The sequence below is a fragment of the Lutaonella thermophila genome (genome assembly GCF_055387725.1).
Genome location: NZ_AP043783.1, coordinates 658,216 through 677,267 on the forward strand (window position 1 = coordinate 658,216; position 19,052 = coordinate 677,267).

At 32.3% G+C, this 19,052-nt stretch carries 18 protein-coding genes and 1 tRNA gene; 8 read left to right on the plus strand and 11 right to left on the minus strand.

Annotated features, from left to right (window positions below; all coding sequences use genetic code 11):
* Positions 1-20 precede the first annotated feature (20 nt).
* Positions 21-395 (plus strand): dihydroneopterin aldolase, encoded by a 375-nt coding sequence (folB, locus tag ACZ5CF_RS02970; protein ID WP_464580274.1) that lies wholly within the window; start codon positions 21-23, stop codon positions 393-395.
* Between the two features lie 57 nt (positions 396-452).
* Positions 453-523: transfer RNA gene (locus ACZ5CF_RS02975), tRNA-Cys, on the plus strand.
* Positions 524-555: 32 nt separating this feature from the next.
* Here ACZ5CF_RS02975 and ACZ5CF_RS02980 read toward each other — a convergent pair.
* From ACZ5CF_RS02980 to rnr, 3 genes are read right to left on the minus strand one after another with little or no spacing between them, the layout of a single operon-like run.
* Positions 556-1,239 carry a LysE family translocator gene (locus ACZ5CF_RS02980; RefSeq protein ID WP_464580276.1) on the minus strand — a complete coding sequence of 228 codons (684 nt, stop codon included), beginning with the start codon at positions 1,237-1,239 and terminating at the stop codon, positions 556-558.
* Positions 1,240-1,278: 39 nt separating this feature from the next.
* Positions 1,279-1,956, minus strand: a complete 678-nt coding sequence (locus ACZ5CF_RS02985; RefSeq protein ID WP_464580277.1) for a head GIN domain-containing protein — start codon at positions 1,954-1,956, stop codon at positions 1,279-1,281.
* 58 nt (positions 1,957-2,014) lie between these two features.
* Complete coding sequence (gene rnr / locus ACZ5CF_RS02990) at positions 2,015-4,204, minus strand: ribonuclease R (RefSeq protein ID WP_464580278.1); 2,190 nt, start codon at positions 4,202-4,204, stop codon at positions 2,015-2,017.
* Between the two features lie 356 nt (positions 4,205-4,560).
* Here rnr and ACZ5CF_RS02995 point away from each other — a divergent pair, with 356 nt between their 5' ends.
* Positions 4,561-4,803 (plus strand): DUF2007 domain-containing protein, encoded by a 243-nt coding sequence (locus ACZ5CF_RS02995; RefSeq protein ID WP_464580280.1) that lies wholly within the window; start codon positions 4,561-4,563, stop codon positions 4,801-4,803.
* Here the strand turns inward: ACZ5CF_RS02995 and ACZ5CF_RS03000 are convergent.
* On the minus strand, positions 4,800-5,981 hold the full coding sequence (locus tag ACZ5CF_RS03000; protein WP_464580281.1) for a T9SS type A sorting domain-containing protein: 1,182 nt from the start codon (positions 5,979-5,981) through the stop codon (positions 4,800-4,802). The two genes, ACZ5CF_RS02995 and ACZ5CF_RS03000, sit on opposite strands and share 4 nt — an antisense overlap.
* 635 nt (positions 5,982-6,616) lie before the next feature.
* On the opposite strand from ACZ5CF_RS03000, the gene ACZ5CF_RS03005 reads away from it, so the two are divergent.
* The 3 genes from ACZ5CF_RS03005 to ACZ5CF_RS03015 are packed head-to-tail and all read left to right on the plus strand — an operon-like array spanning position 6,617 to position 8,431.
* Positions 6,617-7,057 carry an RpiB/LacA/LacB family sugar-phosphate isomerase gene (locus ACZ5CF_RS03005; RefSeq protein WP_464580282.1) on the plus strand — a complete coding sequence of 147 codons (441 nt, stop codon included), beginning with the start codon at positions 6,617-6,619 and terminating at the stop codon, positions 7,055-7,057.
* 4 nt (positions 7,058-7,061) lie between these two features.
* Positions 7,062-7,979 (plus strand): cation diffusion facilitator family transporter, encoded by a 918-nt coding sequence (locus tag ACZ5CF_RS03010; RefSeq protein WP_464580283.1) that lies wholly within the window; start codon positions 7,062-7,064, stop codon positions 7,977-7,979.
* Positions 7,979-8,431: a GNAT family N-acetyltransferase gene (locus ACZ5CF_RS03015; RefSeq protein ID WP_464580285.1), complete on the plus strand. Its 453-nt coding sequence runs from the start codon at positions 7,979-7,981 to the stop codon at positions 8,429-8,431. Before ACZ5CF_RS03010 ends, ACZ5CF_RS03015 begins: the two co-directional genes overlap by 1 nt.
* On the opposite strand, the gene ACZ5CF_RS03020 is transcribed toward ACZ5CF_RS03015, so the two are convergent.
* From ACZ5CF_RS03020 to ACZ5CF_RS03035, 4 genes are read right to left on the minus strand one after another with little or no spacing between them, the layout of a single operon-like run.
* Positions 8,428-8,802 (minus strand): hypothetical protein, encoded by a 375-nt coding sequence (locus ACZ5CF_RS03020; protein ID WP_464580286.1) that lies wholly within the window; start codon positions 8,800-8,802, stop codon positions 8,428-8,430. The genes ACZ5CF_RS03015 and ACZ5CF_RS03020 overlap by 4 nt on opposite strands.
* Before the next feature lie 58 nt (positions 8,803-8,860).
* Positions 8,861-9,304 carry an SRPBCC family protein gene (locus ACZ5CF_RS03025; protein ID WP_464580287.1) on the minus strand — a complete coding sequence of 148 codons (444 nt, stop codon included), beginning with the start codon at positions 9,302-9,304 and terminating at the stop codon, positions 8,861-8,863.
* A 16-nt stretch (positions 9,305-9,320) separates the two neighbouring features.
* The gene (locus ACZ5CF_RS03030; RefSeq protein ID WP_464580288.1) at positions 9,321-10,946 is read right to left on the minus strand and encodes a S41 family peptidase; all 1,626 of its coding nucleotides are present in this window, start codon (positions 10,944-10,946) and stop codon (positions 9,321-9,323) included.
* An 11-nt stretch (positions 10,947-10,957) separates the two neighbouring features.
* On the minus strand, positions 10,958-11,344 hold the full coding sequence (locus tag ACZ5CF_RS03035; RefSeq protein ID WP_464580290.1) for a ribonuclease P protein component: 387 nt from the start codon (positions 11,342-11,344) through the stop codon (positions 10,958-10,960).
* 115 nt (positions 11,345-11,459) lie between these two features.
* On the opposite strand from ACZ5CF_RS03035, the gene ACZ5CF_RS03040 reads away from it, so the two are divergent.
* Both ACZ5CF_RS03040 and ACZ5CF_RS03045 read left to right on the plus strand, forming a co-directional pair.
* Positions 11,460-13,310, plus strand: a complete 1,851-nt coding sequence (locus ACZ5CF_RS03040) for a CBS domain-containing protein (RefSeq protein WP_464580291.1) — start codon at positions 11,460-11,462, stop codon at positions 13,308-13,310.
* Positions 13,307-14,530 carry a succinylglutamate desuccinylase/aspartoacylase family protein gene (locus tag ACZ5CF_RS03045; RefSeq protein ID WP_464580292.1) on the plus strand — a complete coding sequence of 408 codons (1,224 nt, stop codon included), beginning with the start codon at positions 13,307-13,309 and terminating at the stop codon, positions 14,528-14,530. Before ACZ5CF_RS03040 ends, ACZ5CF_RS03045 begins: the two co-directional genes overlap by 4 nt.
* 8 nt (positions 14,531-14,538) lie before the next feature.
* On the opposite strand, the gene ACZ5CF_RS03050 is transcribed toward ACZ5CF_RS03045, so the two are convergent.
* Genes ACZ5CF_RS03050 through ACZ5CF_RS03060 form a run of 3 tightly spaced genes read right to left on the minus strand, consistent with a single transcriptional unit; the run spans position 14,539 to position 18,922 of the window.
* On the minus strand, positions 14,539-16,377 hold the full coding sequence (locus tag ACZ5CF_RS03050; RefSeq protein WP_464580293.1) for a M1 family metallopeptidase: 1,839 nt from the start codon (positions 16,375-16,377) through the stop codon (positions 14,539-14,541).
* 49 nt (positions 16,378-16,426) lie between these two features.
* Positions 16,427-18,052 (minus strand): S8 family peptidase, encoded by a 1,626-nt coding sequence (locus tag ACZ5CF_RS03055; RefSeq protein WP_464580294.1) that lies wholly within the window; start codon positions 18,050-18,052, stop codon positions 16,427-16,429.
* A gap of 9 nt (positions 18,053-18,061) precedes the next feature.
* The gene (locus tag ACZ5CF_RS03060) at positions 18,062-18,922 is read right to left on the minus strand and encodes an MBL fold metallo-hydrolase (protein WP_464580295.1); all 861 of its coding nucleotides are present in this window, start codon (positions 18,920-18,922) and stop codon (positions 18,062-18,064) included.
* Between the last annotated feature and the right edge of the window lie 130 nt (positions 18,923-19,052).

Here is a 19,052-nt window from a genome sequence, read left to right on the forward strand (position 1 = left end):
GCGGGGTAGCGTTTTTTTTTATGGGAATAATAAAAATTAAAAACATTCAGGTTTATGCATACCATGGATGTTTAATTGAAGAAGGAAAGATTGGTAGTGATTACCGTGTTGATGTTGCCGTTAAAGCTAATTTACAACCCTCTGCAGCATCTGATGATTTAAAAGATACTGTAGATTATGTACATGTAAACCGTATTGTAAAGCAAGAAATGGCCATACGCTCTAAGCTGTTAGAGCATGTTGCCAAGCGAATTTTAATTCGTATTTTTAAAGAAATAGCGATTGCCGATGAAGCTACTGTTTGGGTTTCTAAAATAAATCCGCCTATTGGTGGTAACGTAGAAATGGTAACCATTAAAATGAACCTAACCAGGAGTGAGGCCCTAAAAAATTAGGGGACAAATACTGTTCTTTAAATTAAAATAAATTATTAGATTTGCGCCATGTTTAATGGCACCGTGGCCGAGTGGCTAGGCAGAGCTCTGCAAAAGCTTGTACAGCGGTTCGAATCCGCTCGGTGCCTCATCAAAAAAGCCTCCTATTCTGGAGGCTTTTTTATTTAGTTCTGATGTCTTCTATTGCTTCTTTTAATTTTTCTTTTTCGTTAGGGAATACTCCTTGAATTATTAAACCTACTCCAAAAACTATAAGTACAATACTTATAACACGTTTTACTCTAAATATGAGTGAAGGAGTTAATTTGTTTCGTAACTGCTTAGCTAACAATATTTTAAGACAATCTACAATTAAATATGTTAAGAGTATTGTGCCAAAGAATGTTATAATCCTGTCTGTTTGCATTTCTAATTTAGGGCCAAAAACAATAATAATCCCTAACCAAAAACCTAATACTCCAATATTTATAAAGTTTAGTAAAAATCCTTTAAAAAAAAGTGCTAAGTAATTGTTTTTAGGAATGTTTAGCTCTCCTTCATTAGCTAATTGAGCTTTCTTGTAGTTTTTAATAAGCCTTAATAAAGAAATAATACCGTAGCTTAGTAATAAAACCCCACCGAAAATAAATAGGGCAGGGTCATCTTTTAATTTTTCTAATATTTTGTTGGTACTAAAGTACGCTATGAGAATAAAAATAATATCGGCAATTATTACGCCTAAATCAAAAACCAAACCGGCTCTAAAGCCTTTTATTGCACTGGTTTCTAACAGCACAAAAAACACGGGGCCTATTGTAAAAGCCAGTAATACTCCCCATGGTAGTGCTGTTAAAATATCTTGCATGTAATTTACTTAGTTTTACGCAAAATTAAACATAATACATTACTGCACTATAATCTCTCCTCCTATAAACTTTTTCTTGTTTACTACTTTTGGTTTTCCGAAAACTCTTATAGTGCCTCCGGCTTTTACACTTGCTTCTACTACTTGCGATGCATTTATGTAAGCTAAGCCACCGGCACTAACATTAACTGTTGTTTGTTCTGTTTTTAAATGATCTCCTTCGTAACGACCTCCTGTATTAATGTTTACATTTTGAACTTTTGCTTTACCGGTTGCTGTTATTTTGCCTCCGGTTACAGCTTTTACGTGCAGTTTTTGTACTTGCAAATCTGCTTCTATTTCTCCGCCCTCTTGTGCGCGTAAAATAACATCAATTTGTTGTATTGGTGTTTCTGTTTCTATTTTGGCATTTTCATTAACATCTACAATTTCTAAAATACCTTTATAATGAATTTCTACAAACGTTCTAAAACCACTAAAGGTTTTCTCTATATCCATTCTAATCTTTAGAGTGCCGTTTCTATCTATAATATCTACATCGTTAATATTGGCTCCGGTAATAATTACTTTGTTTTCTGTTGATTTTACCAATTTAGCCGATATGCCATCAAATACTTTAACAACTGTAAATTCTCTGGTGTTTTGCTCTCTTACTTGTTCTTGTGCTACGCTAAAATTACTTATAGCGATTGCTAAAATTAAAATAAGTGTTCTCATGCTTTCTTCTTTTTTCTCTGGTTACTCACAAAAATCTTACCAATTATTTAGTAAAAACTTAATCATTTGGGCCTATAAGTTCAAAATCTAAGTGCCTTTTAATTAAATCTGTGTGTTTAACTTTTACAATTACTTCATCGCCTAATTGATACATGTTTTTTGTTTCTTGACCAATTAGTGCATAATGTTTTTCATCGAATTCATAAAAATCGTCTTTTATATCTCTAATTCTAACCATTCCTTCGCATTTGTTTTCTATAATTTCTACATAAATTCCCCATTCTGTTACTCCGGAAATTACTCCTACAAACTCTTGATCTTTATGATCTTCCATGTATTTAACTTGCATGTATTTAATAGAGTCTCTTTCTGCATTGGCTGCTAAGCTCTCCATTTCTGAAGAGTGATCGCATTTTTTCTCGTACTCTTCTTTATTGGCCGATTTTTCACCATTTAAGTACTGATCAAGCAATCTGTGAACCATAACGTCCGGATAACGCCTTATGGGCGATGTAAAATGGGTATAATAGTCAAACGCCAAACCATAATGGCCAATGTTATTGGTTGTATAAATTGCTTTGCTCATGCTTCTAATGGTAAGCGTATCTACAAGATTCTGTTCTTTTTTGCCTTGAACTTCTTCTAATAAGTTATTTAAAGAGCTTGTAATAGATTTTTTGTCTTTAAGGTTTATACTGTATCCAAATCTTGATATTACGCCATTTAATTGCATTAATTTATCTACATCGGGCTCATCGTGCACACGATACACAAACGTTAACGGTGGATTTTTTTTACCAATAAATTCTGCAACCTTTCTGTTTGCCAACAGCATAAACTCTTCTATAAGTTTATTGGCTTCTTTTGCAGTTTTAAAATATACTCCGGTAGGGTTGTTGTTTTGGTCTAAATTAAATTTAACCTCTACTTTATCAAAAGATATTGCTCCGGAATTGAGTCGCTTTTGTCGCATAATTTGTGCCAGCCTATTAAGCTCTAAAATTGCTTCTACAATTTCGGGCTCTACAATATATTCTTTGCCGGTTAATGATATGTTTTCAGGAATATTCCCTTCTTGAGTTTCTATAATGTGTTGTGCTTCTTCATATGCAAAACGTCTATCAGAATAAATTACGGTTTTACCAAACCATTTATCTACTACTCTGGCTTGATTATCTATTTTAAATACTGCAGAATACGTGAGTTTTTCTTCTTGTGGTCTTAGTGAACATGCATTGTTAGAAAGTATTTCCGGAAGCATTGGCACCACTCTATCTACTAAATAAACCGATGTGGCTCTGTTATATGCTTCTTCATCTAAAACGGTATTTGGTTTAACGTAGTGGGTTACATCGGCTATGTGAATTCCTATTTCAAACAACCCGTTATCTAATTTTTTAAAAGATAAAGCATCGTCAAAATCTTTAGCATCTTTTGGGTCTATTGTAAAGGTTAATTCATTACGCATATCGCGCCTTTTTTTAATTTCTTCAGGCGTTATACTTGTATCAATTTTATTGGCATAGTGCTCTACATCTTCAGGAAATTTATACGGTAAGCCGTATTCTGCCAAAATAGCGTGCATCTCTGTATTATGGTCTCCCGGTTTACCAAAAACCTGAATTATTTTTCCGTATGGTGATTCTGCATTATCGGGCCAATCGCTTATTTCTACCAATACTTTGTCTCCGTGTTGAGCTTTTGATGTTTTGTTTTTTGGAATAAAAATATCGGTGTACATTTTAATATCTGATGTAACTACAAAACCAAAGTTTTTTTGCATTTGTAGTACACCAACAAACGTTGTTCGGTTTCGTTTAATAACTTTAGTTATCTCTCCCTCTAATTTCTTTTTTCGTTTTCTTTTAGGGAAAACATACACTTCTACTTCGTCTCCGTGTAATGCTTTATTAAGTTTATTAAAGGGAACAAAAACATCTTCGTCTAATTCTTCGCAAATTACATAAGCATTACTTCTTCCTGTAATTTCTACAAAACCTGTGTAATAATTAGTAGTAGTAACTGCTTGGTATTTACCTCTGTCTACTTCTAAAATACGTTCTTTCTGTACTAATTGTTTTAATCTTTTAATAAGTAAATTTCTTCCGCTGGTATCTGTTATACCAAGCTTTGAAGCTATTTGTTTGTAGTTAAGTGATTTGTTTTTGTTGTTTTCTAAAACGGTAAAAATACCTTTAGTTATCTCGTTGTTTTTTTGCTTTCCTGCTCGTTTTTTCTTTCTTGACATTGATTAATTTAATTTCTGATGAAATGTACAAAATTTAATAACGTTACTATACTTGTTAAAAAAAGTTAATTATTTATTAAAAAAATTGTAACAAACGTCATTTTGTTTCGTCTATTAAATACACCAAAATTAAAATGAAGAAGGTTTATAAAATAATAATCTTATTTGTAGTACTATTTTTTCTGGGCGTATTAGGCTTTATTGGCTATATTAATTACGCAATGGAAAAAACAGAAAAAATAAGGTCTGCAGATTCTTCAAATTCTACTTCTTTCCGCATTACTGCTGTAAGAACAACAAAATAATTGTTGTTTTTTTATTACCTTTAATATATACCTTAATTAATATATTTTAAGATGAAAAATTTTGTGGTGGTTGCTACTTTTACGTACCCTCACGAATATACGGTTTTAAAGCATTTATTAGATGAAGAAGGAATCCCGTATATTTTTGAGAATGAAACAATGGTTGCCGTTTCACCATTTTATTCTAATGCACTTGGCGGAATTAAATTACGCGTACACAAAAATGATGTTCCGGCAACCAAAGCTATCATTAAGAAATTAGATTCAAATATACCTCCTTTGCGTATTGTTTAGTCTAAAATAAATTTCTTAGAAAACTTTCCTTGCTTACTAGATATGTGTAGTACATACACATTACTCATAAAATTGTTCATATTAATTGCCTGATGACCTTCGTCTAATTCTGCGGAAATCACAGGAATACCTTGTAAATTATACACTTTTGCTTTAGCTTTTTTAGTGCTTTTTATGTTTAGAGTTCGGTCATTTCCAACATAAACCGTAAAGTTTTTATCAAAATCATCTCCTTTATCAGCTACATCTCCACAGTTTTCAGAGAATTTTGTATTAAAATCTATATTCCATCTACCTGATCCAGCTACACCGTTTACAACCGTTTCATCGTCTGCAGTTATACATGATAAATCCGGATTATTTTCTACACGTAATACTGTTAAATTTGCATTATTACCGTTTCTAATGTTTAACGATTGTAATTGGTTATTTGCAAGGTAAATAGCAGATAGTTTAGTGTTATACGATAAATCTATTTGTTGTAAATTATTAAACAAAACATTTATCATTTCTAAATTTACATTAGTTGATACATCTAAAAAACTAATGTAATTATTGCTTGCATTAAGCTGTTTTAAGTTTCTAGAATTACTAACATTTAAGTCTGATAGATTATTAAGTTCTGCATTAATTAAAGTTACTGCAGGCATATTACTTACATCTAAAGAAGTAAGTTGATTGTTTTGACAAAATATTTTTTCTAATTTTTTATTAGCCGATACATTTAAATCTCCTAAATAATTATCGGCAACAGCTAAATATGTTAATTCTGTATTATTACTTAATTGTATATGTGTTAGTTTGTTTTTATACAGATTTAACTTTTGTAAAGCGGTATTAGCTGTTACATTTATGGTTTGTAATTGGTTGTTGTGCAATATTAGTTCTTGTAATGCTGGATTAGCGCTAAAATCTGCAGATTCTAAATTGTTATTACTGGCATTTAAGCTAACTAAGTCTGTAAAAGCTTCTATACCTGATAGGCTAGTAATGTTTTTACCACTTACATCTAAATGAGTAATACCAATTGCATTGGCACTATTAATTACACCATCTGGAGTTCCTTGATCTATTCCACGATCAATTAGGGCTTGCTCAAAATTGGCATCTTGGATGCTTATTTGTTGAGCAGTAACAGAGAAAAAGCATAAGCATGCTAAGAGGTAAAGTTGTTTCATGATATGGGGGTTTTGAGATTTTCATATATCGAAACTATAAAACTTTTTTCTAACTATCGATAAAATAACATTTTTTTTCGATGAAATGCACTTATTTAAAAATCAAGCAGTTATAAAATCAACTATTAACAACTAATACATTTATTATTATTCTTTATTTAAAATTTAATTTTTTTGATGGTTTATTATTGTTTGTTAATAGCGGTATAATTTTTTAGGATAAAATTTTGTTTTCTCGTAATTAGCGTTTAATTAAACTTTAATTAACAATAAATTTACATTTAACTTATTGCAAATAAGCCTATTTCAGAATTTTCTTAACAATAGTTAACAACAAATTTTAACCTTTAGTTTTTAATATTTTTTGTATTAACAGCTGTTAAATTGTGGCTATTTAAAGTTTAATAACTTCTCATAAAGTTCTAATAAAAAGAATTGCTTTTTAAAGATTGTTTTTCTGATTTGAATTTTTTTTAATAAATCAAAATTTTTAAAAGAAAACATTTTTACTAATTACTAACAATTTTATTAGTCTGTTAATTTGTTGATATTAAATTGATTAATTTTTTAAATTAACAATACTGTTAAAAGGTGTTAATTAGTACCTTTGTTATGCCAAAAAAAACCTTGTTTTCATGAAAATAGCCATAGGAAATGATCATGCCGGTACCGATTATAAATTATCTATAATGGGTTGGTTATACTCGCAATACCCAGATGTAGAAATAGTTAACTACGGTACAGATAGCATTGAAAGTGTAGACTATCCTGATTTTGTACATCCGGTGGCAGAAGATGTAGAAAATAATAAGGTAGATTTTGGTATTATTATATGTGGTAGCGGTAATGGAGCAAACATGACAGCTAATAAACACCAAGGTGTTAGATCTGCTCTTTGCTGGAATAAAGAAATTACAGCTTTAGCCAGACAACATAACAATGCTAATATTTTAAGTTTACCGGCACGTTTTATATCTATGCCTCAGGCAATAGAAATGGTTAAAACTTTTATAGAAACTCCTTTTGATGGAGGTAGACACGAAAAAAGAATAGCCAAAATTCCCCTAAATAAATAACTACATGGGAAAAAATCATTCCCACAGTCATTCTCATAAAACAGCTACTGTTAAAGGAACAAATTTATTTATATCTATATTATTAAACATTACTATTACTGCTGCACAAGTAATAGGTGGTTTGGTTTCCGGAAGTTTATCATTATTGTCAGACGCTCTACACAACTTTAGCGATGTTTTATCATTAGTAATTAGCTATGTAGCAAATTTACTGGCTAAAAAAGAAGCATCTACAAACAAAACTTTTGGTTATAAACGAGCAGAAATTCTTGCTGCTTTTATAAATGCAGCAACTTTAATAATTATAGCTGTACTATTAATTATAGAAGCTATTAAACGCTTTAAAAACCCGCAAGAAATAGCATCTAATTTAGTTATTTGGTTATCACTACTAGGTATTGTTGCAAATGGTTTAAGTGTATTATTATTAAAAAAAGATGCACACGCTAACATGAATATGCGATCTGCTTATTTACATTTATTAACAGATATGTTAGCATCTATTGCGGTGTTAATAGGCGGATTTTTAATGAAATACTTTTACGTTTATTGGGTAGATAGTTTACTTACCCTTTTAATAGCACTGTACTTAATTTATGTTGGTTACGATTTATTAAAAGATTCATTAAGAGTACTCATGTTATTTACACCTCAAGATGTACAAGTACAAGAAATTGTTAAACGTGTAAATACAATAGAAGAAGTTAAAAATATGCATCATGTGCATGTATGGCAATTAAACGAAGAAGAAATTCACTTAGAAGCTCATATAGATTTTAATGAAGATATAAAACTTTCTGAGTTTGATGTTATTTTAAATAAAATTGAGCAGATTTTACATGATGAATTCGGAATTAACCATGTAAATATTCAACCGGAATTTAAAAAAGAAGACGATAAAGATTTAATTGTTCAAGATTAATGAAAACACTACAGTGGCATACAAAACTTTTTTCTTCTATTGATTCCAACACTCTTTATAATATACTACAATTGCGCTCAGAAGTTTTTGTTGTAGAACAAAATTGTGCTTACCAAGATTTAGATGGTAAAGACCATAAAGCATTGCATATTTATGCTACAGACAGCAATAATAATATTGCAGCATACGCCAGAGCATTTAAAGCAAACGATTACTTTGAGGTAGCCAGTTTTGGTAGAGTGGTGGTTAATAAAAAGTTTAGAAATAAAGGATTAGGACATACGTTAGTAGCTAATACCATAAAAGCTATACAAGACCATTATAACGAACAGGTAATTAAAATATCGGCACAAACGTATCTAATCCGTTTTTATAACCAACACGGATTTATTGAAACAGGAGAACCTTATTTAGAAGATGGCATACCACACATAAGTATGATTAAAAATTAAATTTTAATAGGTTCTTTTCGGTGTAAACTTATGTCGCTTAACATTTCGTCGGTAAATTTATAATGCCCTCTTGTAGTAATAATTTTAAACGTACAAGATTTAATCTGACTGAGCATATCTAAAAACAACCATTTAGACTTTAATAGCTTAGGTTTTTCGGTTTTTAAACTCAAATCAAAAAAATGCTTTTTACCGTCTTTTTCAGCAACAATGTCTGGGGTAATTACAATATCGGTCCCCCTTTTTTTATAACTTTTAGGAGAATCGTAACCATCTAAATCGGCTTTAATGTTAGTAAAGCCTTTACTTTTAAGGTATTCTATAGTTTCCTTGAAAAAATCTGTATGTTGTTTTTTATCTGTGTAAACCATAGAAAAAAGATAAAAAAAATATGTCAGACTACCAATTTTAATTCTGACAATCAATATGTTATAAAGAATTTACGTAAGTAACCAACCGTTCTTTAATAAAATAATTCCAGCCCTCTACACAACTTTCTCTTTTAAATTCAGGAACATCATCAGGAAAATCTTCTAAAACGGTTGTTTCTAAAGTTAATGTAGTAGTATCTGGGTTGTTACTTGAAATTGTAAAAGTTACATAAGAATCTCCTGTATATTTTTCGTATTTCCAGTTGTATACAATTTTTTGATACGGAATTACTTCAACAATCTTCCACAGATGTAAAAACTGTCTGTCTTCCGATGGGCCAACCTCAAACTGTGTACTAAAACCAACCTCAGGTTTAAAATCCGGAATGACCTCAAAAAACCACTGTTTCATATGGTTAAGATTGGTTATAACATCCCATAAAACTTCATTACTAACAGAAAAAGTTTCAGATACAATTACCGGTGGTTCAGAAGCTTTCATTATTATAGAATAATTGTTAGTTTAAAATGCTTTTGTACTTTTTATAATCATTTAAAATTGCAGTAGCAGTTTGTATTGCTTCGTCATTTTTTAAATAGTAATTATACAATCCTTCTCTATAAAAATAGCGCGTAATTAATTCATCTGTTAACACCTTTTTTAGTTGAGGTTTATAGGTGTCTATTGCGGCTACTTTACTTTTCTCTATTTCGTCTAAAAGTTTATTATACTGACTTAAAACTGATGGACCAAACTCTTTGGTTTCGCCATTTGTAAAAGCAGTTTTTATTAACTGTTCACTTTTAGTTTGGTAATTAAAATTGCTTCGTTTTACATATTTTTTAAACTGATCAAAATCTTTATCAGTAAACTTAAAATCAGACACATTAGAAACGTTATTCTTATAGTAATAATCTGTAGCAAAATCAAACACTAAATGATTATTAATTAATGCTTTAGTAAGGTTGCTGGTTTGTAATGAAGGAATTTGAATATCTGGCATTACACCACCACCATCGTAAACTTTACGGTTGTTTCTTGTTCTAAAAACAGAGGTTGTATTGGTTTTTACAGCATTACCGTTTTCATCTCTGTTCCAATAATCTAATGCTTGAATGCATCTTCCTGAAGGGGTGTAATATCTAGAAATAGTAACTTTAAGCTGTGTGCCATAAGCAAGTTTTAAGGGGCGTTGCACAAGCCCTTTACCAAAGCTTCTTGAACCAACAATAACAGCTCTGTCTAAATCCTGAAGCGCACCACTAACAATTTCACTGGCCGAAGCGCTTCGGCCATTTACAATAACCACAAGAGGAATATTGTCATCTACCGGTTGATTTCTGGTTTTATAGGTTTTATTAAACTTCTTTACTTTAGATTTTGTGGTTACCACAAGCTCTCCTTTTGGAATAAAAAGGTTGGTAACTTCAATGGCTTCGTTTAAAAGCCCGCCTGGATTATCGCGTAAATCCAGAATAATTTTATCGGCACCTTTATTTTTTAAATCTTTTAAAGCATTTTTAGTTTGTGTGCTTGCTTTTCGGTTAAATCTAGATAATACTATATAACCGGTATTGCTATTAACCATACCATAAAAAGGGACAGCATCTACCTCTATTTCATCGCGTGTTAAAAGGGTTGTTTTTTCTTTTCCTTGTCTTTTATAAGTAATACTTACTTTGCTTTTAGAAGCGCCTTTTAACAGCTCGCTTGCATCGTCTTTAAAATCGGCAATATTGATATCACCAATTTTAATTATTTCATCGCCGGCTTTTAACCCGGCTTTATCTGCAGGATAATCTTTATAAACTTCTACAACTAAAAGTTTGTTGTTGTAGCTTCTAACCAACGCACCAATACCTGAATACTCACCTGCATTTTTTATTTTGTATTCTTCTACATCTTGCTCATTTAAATAAACGGTGTAAGGATCTAACTCATCTAGCATGCTTTTAATGGCGGTATCCATTAATTCGGCCGGATTGGTTTCGTCTACATAATTCATATTAAGCTCTTTAAAGAGCGTTGTAAAAATTTCTATTTGTTTGGCAATTTCAAAAAACTCGTTTTTAAAACCTGTTCCTACAAAAAGAATTCCGGCTGCTATTATGGGTAGAAAAATACGTTTTGCAAAAGTTTTCATAGGTGCTTTTATTACTTAGATTCTTTAGGTTTAGTTTTAGTCAAAAATTGTTCCAATAAAGTTTTCATGGTTTGGTTTAGTGCAGAGAAATGGGGTTCTTTCTTGCCAAGATACAAAAACATTAAAGCATAAGATGTTGTACTATTGTTAAAAATTATTGGCTTGTTTAAACGATAAGCTTCTTTTAACAAACGTTTTACTTTATTACGCTTAACAGCTTTCGGAAATTTTTTTTTACCTACAGAGAATCCTGCCTGAAACAACACATTATCCGGCAATTCTGTTTTTAAATAAACCAAACGTATGGGAAAAACGGTTATGGTATTTCCTTCAGAAAATAACTGTTCTATAAGCTTTTTACTTTTTAGCTTTTCGGATTTACCAAAAGAAAACAACATAATACAACGCTAAGTGGGTAAAAATATAAAAAAGCCACCTCAAATAAAACGCGGATGATAAATATCATAGTATTAGCGTATAAACTATCCTAAATTGTACAATAAATAGTTAGTTATGGGAACCTTAAAAGTTAAAAGGCTTGCTAACAAATCAGACTTTTTAGAGTATAGCAACCAGCTGCTTGCCGACATTGCTGCATTAGAACAAATGCTCCAAGAAAAAAGGTTTGAGAAAGAGCCTATTAGGATTGGTGCAGAACAAGAGTTTTGTTTGGTAGACAATGATTTTGAGCCGGCAAACAATGCAGTAGAAATTTTAAAAGAAATTAACGATAACCATTTTACAACAGAAATTACTAAGTATAATTTAGAAATTAATTTAGACCCCATAGCCCTATTAGATAAATGCTTTTCTAACATGCACAACCAACTTAAAACCTTGTTAGAAAAAGCTAATAAAATTGCCAAAAAACACCAATCTAAAGTACTGTTGGCAGGTATTTTACCAACCATTAAACTAAGGCATTTAGATGAATCTTATATGACGCCACTTGAGCGTTATTATATGCTTAATGATGCTATTAAAGAGAGCAGAAAACATATTATAGAGTTTCATATTAAAGGAGTAGACGAGCTTAATATTTTACACGATTCTGTTATGTTTGAAGGTTGTAATACCAGCTTTCAATTACACTTACAAATACCACAAGAAGATTTTGTGTCGAGTTTTAATTGGGCTCAAGCCATTTCGGGCCCTGTTCTTTCAGTATGTACCAATTCTCCCATTTTATTTGGTAAAGAACTCTGGAGCGAAACCCGTATTGCTTTATTTACGCAAAGTGTAGATACAAGAGCCAATTCGTTTACATTAAACGAAAAATCTTCAAGGGTAAGTTTTGGCACAGATTGGGTAACAGGTTCTGTTGCTAATATTTTTAAAAACAACATTGCTCAGTTTAGGAGTTTATTGATGACCGAAGAAAAAGAAGACAGTTTATCACTTTTAAAACAAAATATAACACCAAAATTAAAAGCCTTAAATTTACATAACGGTACGGTTTACCCGTGGAACAGACCCTGCTATGGCGTAGCCAACAATAAACCCCACTTGCGTATTGAGAACAGATATATTCCTGCCGGACCTTCTACTACAGATGAGATAGCTAATTTTATGTTTTGGGTTGGTATAATGGTAGGTAGACCACAAGAGTATGATGAGATTCATTTAAAAATGGATTTTAAAGATGCTAAAACCAACTTTTTTAATGCAGCCAGATATGGTATGGCAACACAGTTTTACTGGGATAACAAACTAATTCCGAGTCATCAATTATTATTAGATGTTTTGTTGCCGATGGCTTATAAAGGACTTTATAAAATGAAAGTGACCCCTGAAGATGTAGAATATTACTTAACCATTATAGAAAACAGAATAAAAACACAAACCGGATCACAATGGATGGTACAATCATTTAGAAACTTACAATACAAAAACAACAAGCAAATAGCTTTAAGAGCTCTCACAGAGCATATTTACAATAATCAAGAAAAAGGATATCCCATTGCAACATGGCCAATTGCAAGAGCAGCATCTAAAGAAATTACCAAAAACAAACTCAAAGTAGAGCATTGTATGAGTAATCTGGTTTATACGGTTCAAGAAAAAGATAGTTTAGCCATGGCAAATGCGTTGCTTACCTGGAAAAAAATAAAACATCTACCTGTATTAAACACACACGGTGAATTGGTGGGGATTTTAACTAAAAAAGATATAGAAGCACATTATAAAAAAAACAAATCTTTGGCGGTTTCTTGTGACGAAGTAATGTCTAAAAAAGTTATTACAGTATCAAGAGAAGAAAGTGTTGCAAATGCTTTAAAAATAATGAAGCAACACAACATAAACAGTCTTCCGGTTTTATATAAAAATAAATTAACCGGCATAATAACAAGCACAGATTTATGATAGCAACCCCAACTATGCTACAAACACAAAGCCGCATACTTTTTAAAAAAGAGATAAGTAAAAATGCACCAACAGTAGTTTTTTTTGGGGGTATTCACGGCAATGAACCTGCAGGAGTAACTGCATTAGAACAAGTTTTTAGTTCTATACAAGAAAATGAAATAACAGGAAATATTATTGCTATAAAAGGCAATTTACCTGCTTTAAAAAATAAAAAGCGCTTTATAGAAAACGATTTAAATAGACTTTGGACCAGAAAAAATATTCAAGAAATTCACCAAAAAGAACCTGCTCAAAGAACAGTAGAAGAAACACAACTGGTTATCATATACAGCATAATAAAAGAGATTATTACCACTTACTCCGGTCCGTTGTATTTTATTGATATTCACACAACTTCTGCAGAGACCATACCATTTATAACTATAAACGATGCACTAATAAACCGAAGATTTTCTAACCAATTTAATGTTCCGGCTATTTTAGGAATAGAAGAATATTTAGAAGGAGCACTTTTAAGCTACATTAACAGATTAGGATTTGTTTCGCTTGGTTTTGAAGCCGGGCAACATAATAGCCAGACCGCTATAAACAATAGTGTTGTATTTATTAAACAAGTATTACTTACAGCACAAGTTTTAAAAAACAATCAATCACTACAACAAAAATTAAATCAGCAATTAATAGCCGCATCAGGGTACAACACAACATTGTATGAAGTTAAAAATGTATATGCTATTAAAACTTCAGAAAAATTTACCATGTTAGAAGGCTTTAAAAGTTTTCAATATGTAAAGAAAAACACACCTCTTGCTATAAGCAATAATAAAACAATTTATGCGCCTAACAATTTGGTTTTGTTTATGCCGCTATATCAACCTAACGGGAAAGAAGGTTTTTTTATAATTAAACCTATTCCTAAATTTTACCTATGGCTTTCGGTGTTATTACGAAAAATAAAGTATGACAACCTGTTAGTTTTATTACCGGGTATATCTTGGGCAGATAAAAGAAAACAAGCATTAAAGGTTAACTTAACGATTGCCCGTTTTATGGCAAAACAATTTTTTCATTTATTAGGATACAGAAATAAGCAAGTATATAAAAACAAAGTGTATATGCACAACAGAGAGCGCGCAGCTCAAACATTTAGATATAAGCACACATTTTGGTATAAAAAAATCCGCCCTATAAAGAGCGGATCTTTTAAAAACACTTAAATAATTGATTAATCAGCTTGGTAAATATTGTTATCTCTATTAATATCTGCCATTAGTTGTGAAGGGTCTACAACAACAGCTTTTATACTGCTTTTAGGCTTATTAATTGTAAATGTATATGTTGGGTAAGCCCAAGCCCAATCCGGTAAAACAGTGCGATTTATGTTTGGGTATGGGTTAGATTTTTCGCCACGCATCATTTGTAACGGAGCGTAAAATGTTTCTTGAGAGCCATCGTTATAAACCACCAAAATATCTATTGGCATTGGCATTAATCCTATTCGCTCTAAAGTAACAACGGTTTTATTTTCTTGCTCAGCAACCTCTTTTACTCCGTAATCTATAGTGTTGGTTGTTTGTGCAAAATCGGTTAAGTACCAATCTAAATGCATTCCGGAAACCTTTTCAGCTACACGCTTAAAATCGTTTGGAGTAGGGTGTTTAAACTTAAACTCATCATAATATCTTCTGAGCGTTTTCATTAAGTTTTCCTGACCAATAACATAACCTAATTGAGCTAAAAATACTGATCCTTTACTATAAGCAGAGATTCCGTATGCTTGGTTATACTCATACCTGTCTGCATGAGTGGTAAGAGGTTGTTCTTTACCGGATTTTGCTAAATAAAGATATGCTCTGTATGCGTTTTCAAAAGGATTTTCTTTATTCTGATTCATAATCTGATTCATACACAAGCTCGAAATAAATGAGGTAAAGCCCTCATCCATCCATTCATGCTTACTTTCGTTGGTTGCCAAAACATGTTGAAACCAAGAATGCGCCAGCTCATGCACCATTACACCAACTAAGCTCTCAAAACTACGCTCTCCGGTAATAAGTGTACACATGGCATATTCCATACCGCCATCACCACCTTGTATTACAGAGTATTGCTTGTATGGGTACGGACCAAGATTTCTGTTAAAAAACTCCATGGCCTCTACTGTTTTGTCCTGAAGCTTTTTCCAGTTTTCTATTATATCCGGATTATTTTTGTAAATAAAATGCAGCTCTGTTCCGTTTGGCATGTTAACTATATCGTGAAGATACTCAGGGTCTGCAGCCCAAGTAAAATCATGAACATTCGGAGCAATAAAATGCCATGTTAGCTTTCCTTTTTTAGGCTTTTTTACTTTTTGTCCCGGTTTTTGGTAGCCATGACCAACTTCTTCGGGGTTTTGTAAATAACCCGATCCTCCAACAGTGTAATCTGCATCAATAGTAATTTTAACATCAAAATCTCCCCAAACACCATGAAACTCTCTCCCAATGTAAGGGTGAGCGTGCCATCCTTCAAAATCATATTCGGCCATTTTAGGATACCATTGCGTCATACTAAGCGCAACACCTTCTTTACTATTTCGGCCAGATCGTCTAATTTGAACTGGAACCTGCCCATTAAAATCCATATTAAATGTAACTGTCTCACCAGGCAAAATAGGCTTGTTTAAAGCAACTTCTAATACTGTTCCAGCTACTTGATAAGTAACCGGAGCACCATTTTGAGTTAACGAATTTACTTTAATATACCCAATTTCTGAAGGTGATAGTTTACTGATTCTGTCTCCAACTCTTGGGTCTGGGTCTGCAATGGTTCTAGACCTTACATCCATTTCGCTTCCGGGCTGGAAAGCATTAAAATATAAATGATAAAAAACTTGCTTTAAAGTGTCTGGAGAATTATTGGTGTAAGCAAGCTCTTGTTTTCCGTGATATTGATAGTTTTCTACGTTAAAATCAATATCCATTTTATACGAAACATGTTGTTGCCAATAAGATGTATTGTTTTGAGCGTTTGCAATGAAAGCTCCAATTACTAACGTAATTATAAATTGTATTTTTTTCATAAATAAGAATATTTAAAAAAAGAGAGCCCTAAAACAGGGCTCAAAAAAATTATAATGATATTTTACCACGAGATACTTTATCGGCTAAAATCAAAGCATTATATGCATTTACCATTTTACCTGATTTAGAAATATCTACAAAGTTTTTTAGGTTACTAGGATTACCCCCAAGCTGAACTTTTGCCTTAGATGATAACCCGGAAGCCATTATAATTTGCTTTACTTGTGCTGCAGTTAATTTTGGAAAATACGATCTGATTAAAGCAGCAACCCCTGCAACTGCCGGAGCAGCCATAGAAGTACCTTGTAAAAACTGATATTCATTGTTTGGCACAGTAGCCCAGATTTTAGTTCCGGGGGCAAAAACGTCAACATCTATATTGCCATAGTTAGAGAAGTTGGCAATTAATTCGGTTCCGTATTTAAAGTTTAATGCACCAACGGTTAAAAAATTATCTGCAATTTCAGGGCCGTTGTTAACAGCATCATTAGGGTAAACGTCTCTTTCGTTTAAATTGTAAGCTTCGTTTCCTGCAGCATTTACAATTAACACATCGTGTTCTGCAGCATATTTAATAGCATCGTATACCCACTCAGCATTTGGAGAATAGTATTTTCCGAAGCTGGTATTAATAATTTTAGCTCCGTTATCAACAGCGTATCTAATAGCTAAAGCAACATCTTTATCGTACTCATCTCCATCAGGAACAGCTCTAATAGGCATAATTTCTACATTGTTGGCTACACCATTCATACCCACACCGTTATTGCGTTGTGCTGCAATAATACCTGCCACGTGTGTACCGTGTGTAGCGTGTTCAATATCACCTATAACATCATTATTACCGTAATCAGTATCGTTTATATCATCCGGATTATCTCCAACAACTGCCCTTCCGTTAAAATCAATATTTAAATGATAGTTAAGCTGTCCGGCAAAATATTCTATTCCTTCTTTAAGTTGCTCACGAGCATTTTCGGGAGATTCGGCCACTTGATACATTTGGTTTAAGAATGCTACATATTGTAGCAAAGAAGAGTCGTCTGTTTTTATAGCATCTAAATCTTCTTTAGTATAAGAGTCTTTATTAAGATGTTTTTTTACAGCATCTTCTGCATTATTTAAATTTTGTAGCAACTGCTCATAAAACTGTTTGTTTTGTTGTGCTTCGTTGTATTTTTCGTCGTATTCTTTTTGGGCTCTTTCATAATCCGGATGCGATTTATCGCCTTTTTTTAGAATTCTAACAAACTCTAATTGTTCGTGCGTAGCTTCTCCTAAAAAATTCCATCCATGTACATCGTCTACATAGCCATTATTATCATCATCTATACCATTGTTCGGAATCTCATCATCATTTGTCCAAATAACATTTTTTAAATCTTCGTGTTCAATGTCAACACCAGAATCTATAACACCTACAACAACAGTTGTGGCTTTCCCTTTTAAAGCAGGGATAATTTCTGAATATGCTTTATTTACACTCATTCCCGGAATGGTGTCTGTAAGCAAATCGGCATGAGACCATGATTTAAGCTGGTCTTCTGATATTTCTGAAACTTTTAAGGGTACTGTATCTATGTTTTCTATTGGTGTAGATACAATAGCGGGGCTACCACAGCTTGCAATTAACAATGCTGCTCCTGGTAATAATAATTTATTTAAACTCTTCATGGTTTATTGTTAATTAAAAAGTTCGTTAAAGGTAAAAGTATTTTCTAATCGAACACCTTTTTCGGTGTTTTTTAATGTACAAATTTCGTTGTAAGGATCGTGCTCTAAAAACAAGTAGTATTCTTGCTCTACGGCACGTTTTAAAAAAGCATCTTTTTCTTGTAGTGTTAATAAAGGCCTTGTGTCGTAAGCCATAACGTATGGTAGCGGAATATGGCCAACGGTTGGCAATAAATCTGCCATGAAAACAATAGTTTTTCCTTTATATTTTATATGCGGAATCATTTGCTTTTCTGTATGGCCATCTACAAATAAAATATCAAACCCTAATTCACTATTTTCTTTATATGGCGAGGATGAAGGCTCTATAAAGTTAAGCTGTCCGCTTTCTTGTAAAGGCAAAATATTTTCTTTTAAAAAAGAGGCTTTTTCTCTTGCGTTAGGTTTTGTAGCCCACTCCCAATGTGATTTATTACTCCAAAAACGAGCATTTTTAAATGCGGGCTCGTAACCTGTATTGTTTTTATTCCATTGAATGCTTCCTCCACAATGATCAAAATGTAAATGTGTCATAAACACATCGGTTATATCGTCTCTGTGAAAGCCGTGTTTTTTTAAAGAAGCATCTATAGAGTGGTCTCCCCATAAGTAGTAATAGCCAAAAAACTTTTCGGATTGTTTATTACCCATGCCGGTATCTATTAAAATTAGCCTGTTGCCATCTTCTATAAGCAAGCATCGGGCAGCCATATCTATCATATTATTAGCATCGGCCGGGTTAGTTTTAGACCATAATGTTTTTGGAACCACGCCAAACATGGCTCCACCATCTAATTTAAAATTACCAGATTCTATAGGATATAATTTCATAAGAATTTAGCTAATGGCTCTGCAAAATATAAAAACCAATGCAATCCTAATGCAATCTTAGCATTTTATTAAGGTTTTTAAGTAAATGGCTCTTAGAAATATATTAATGAGCTATCTCGGGTGTAATTTA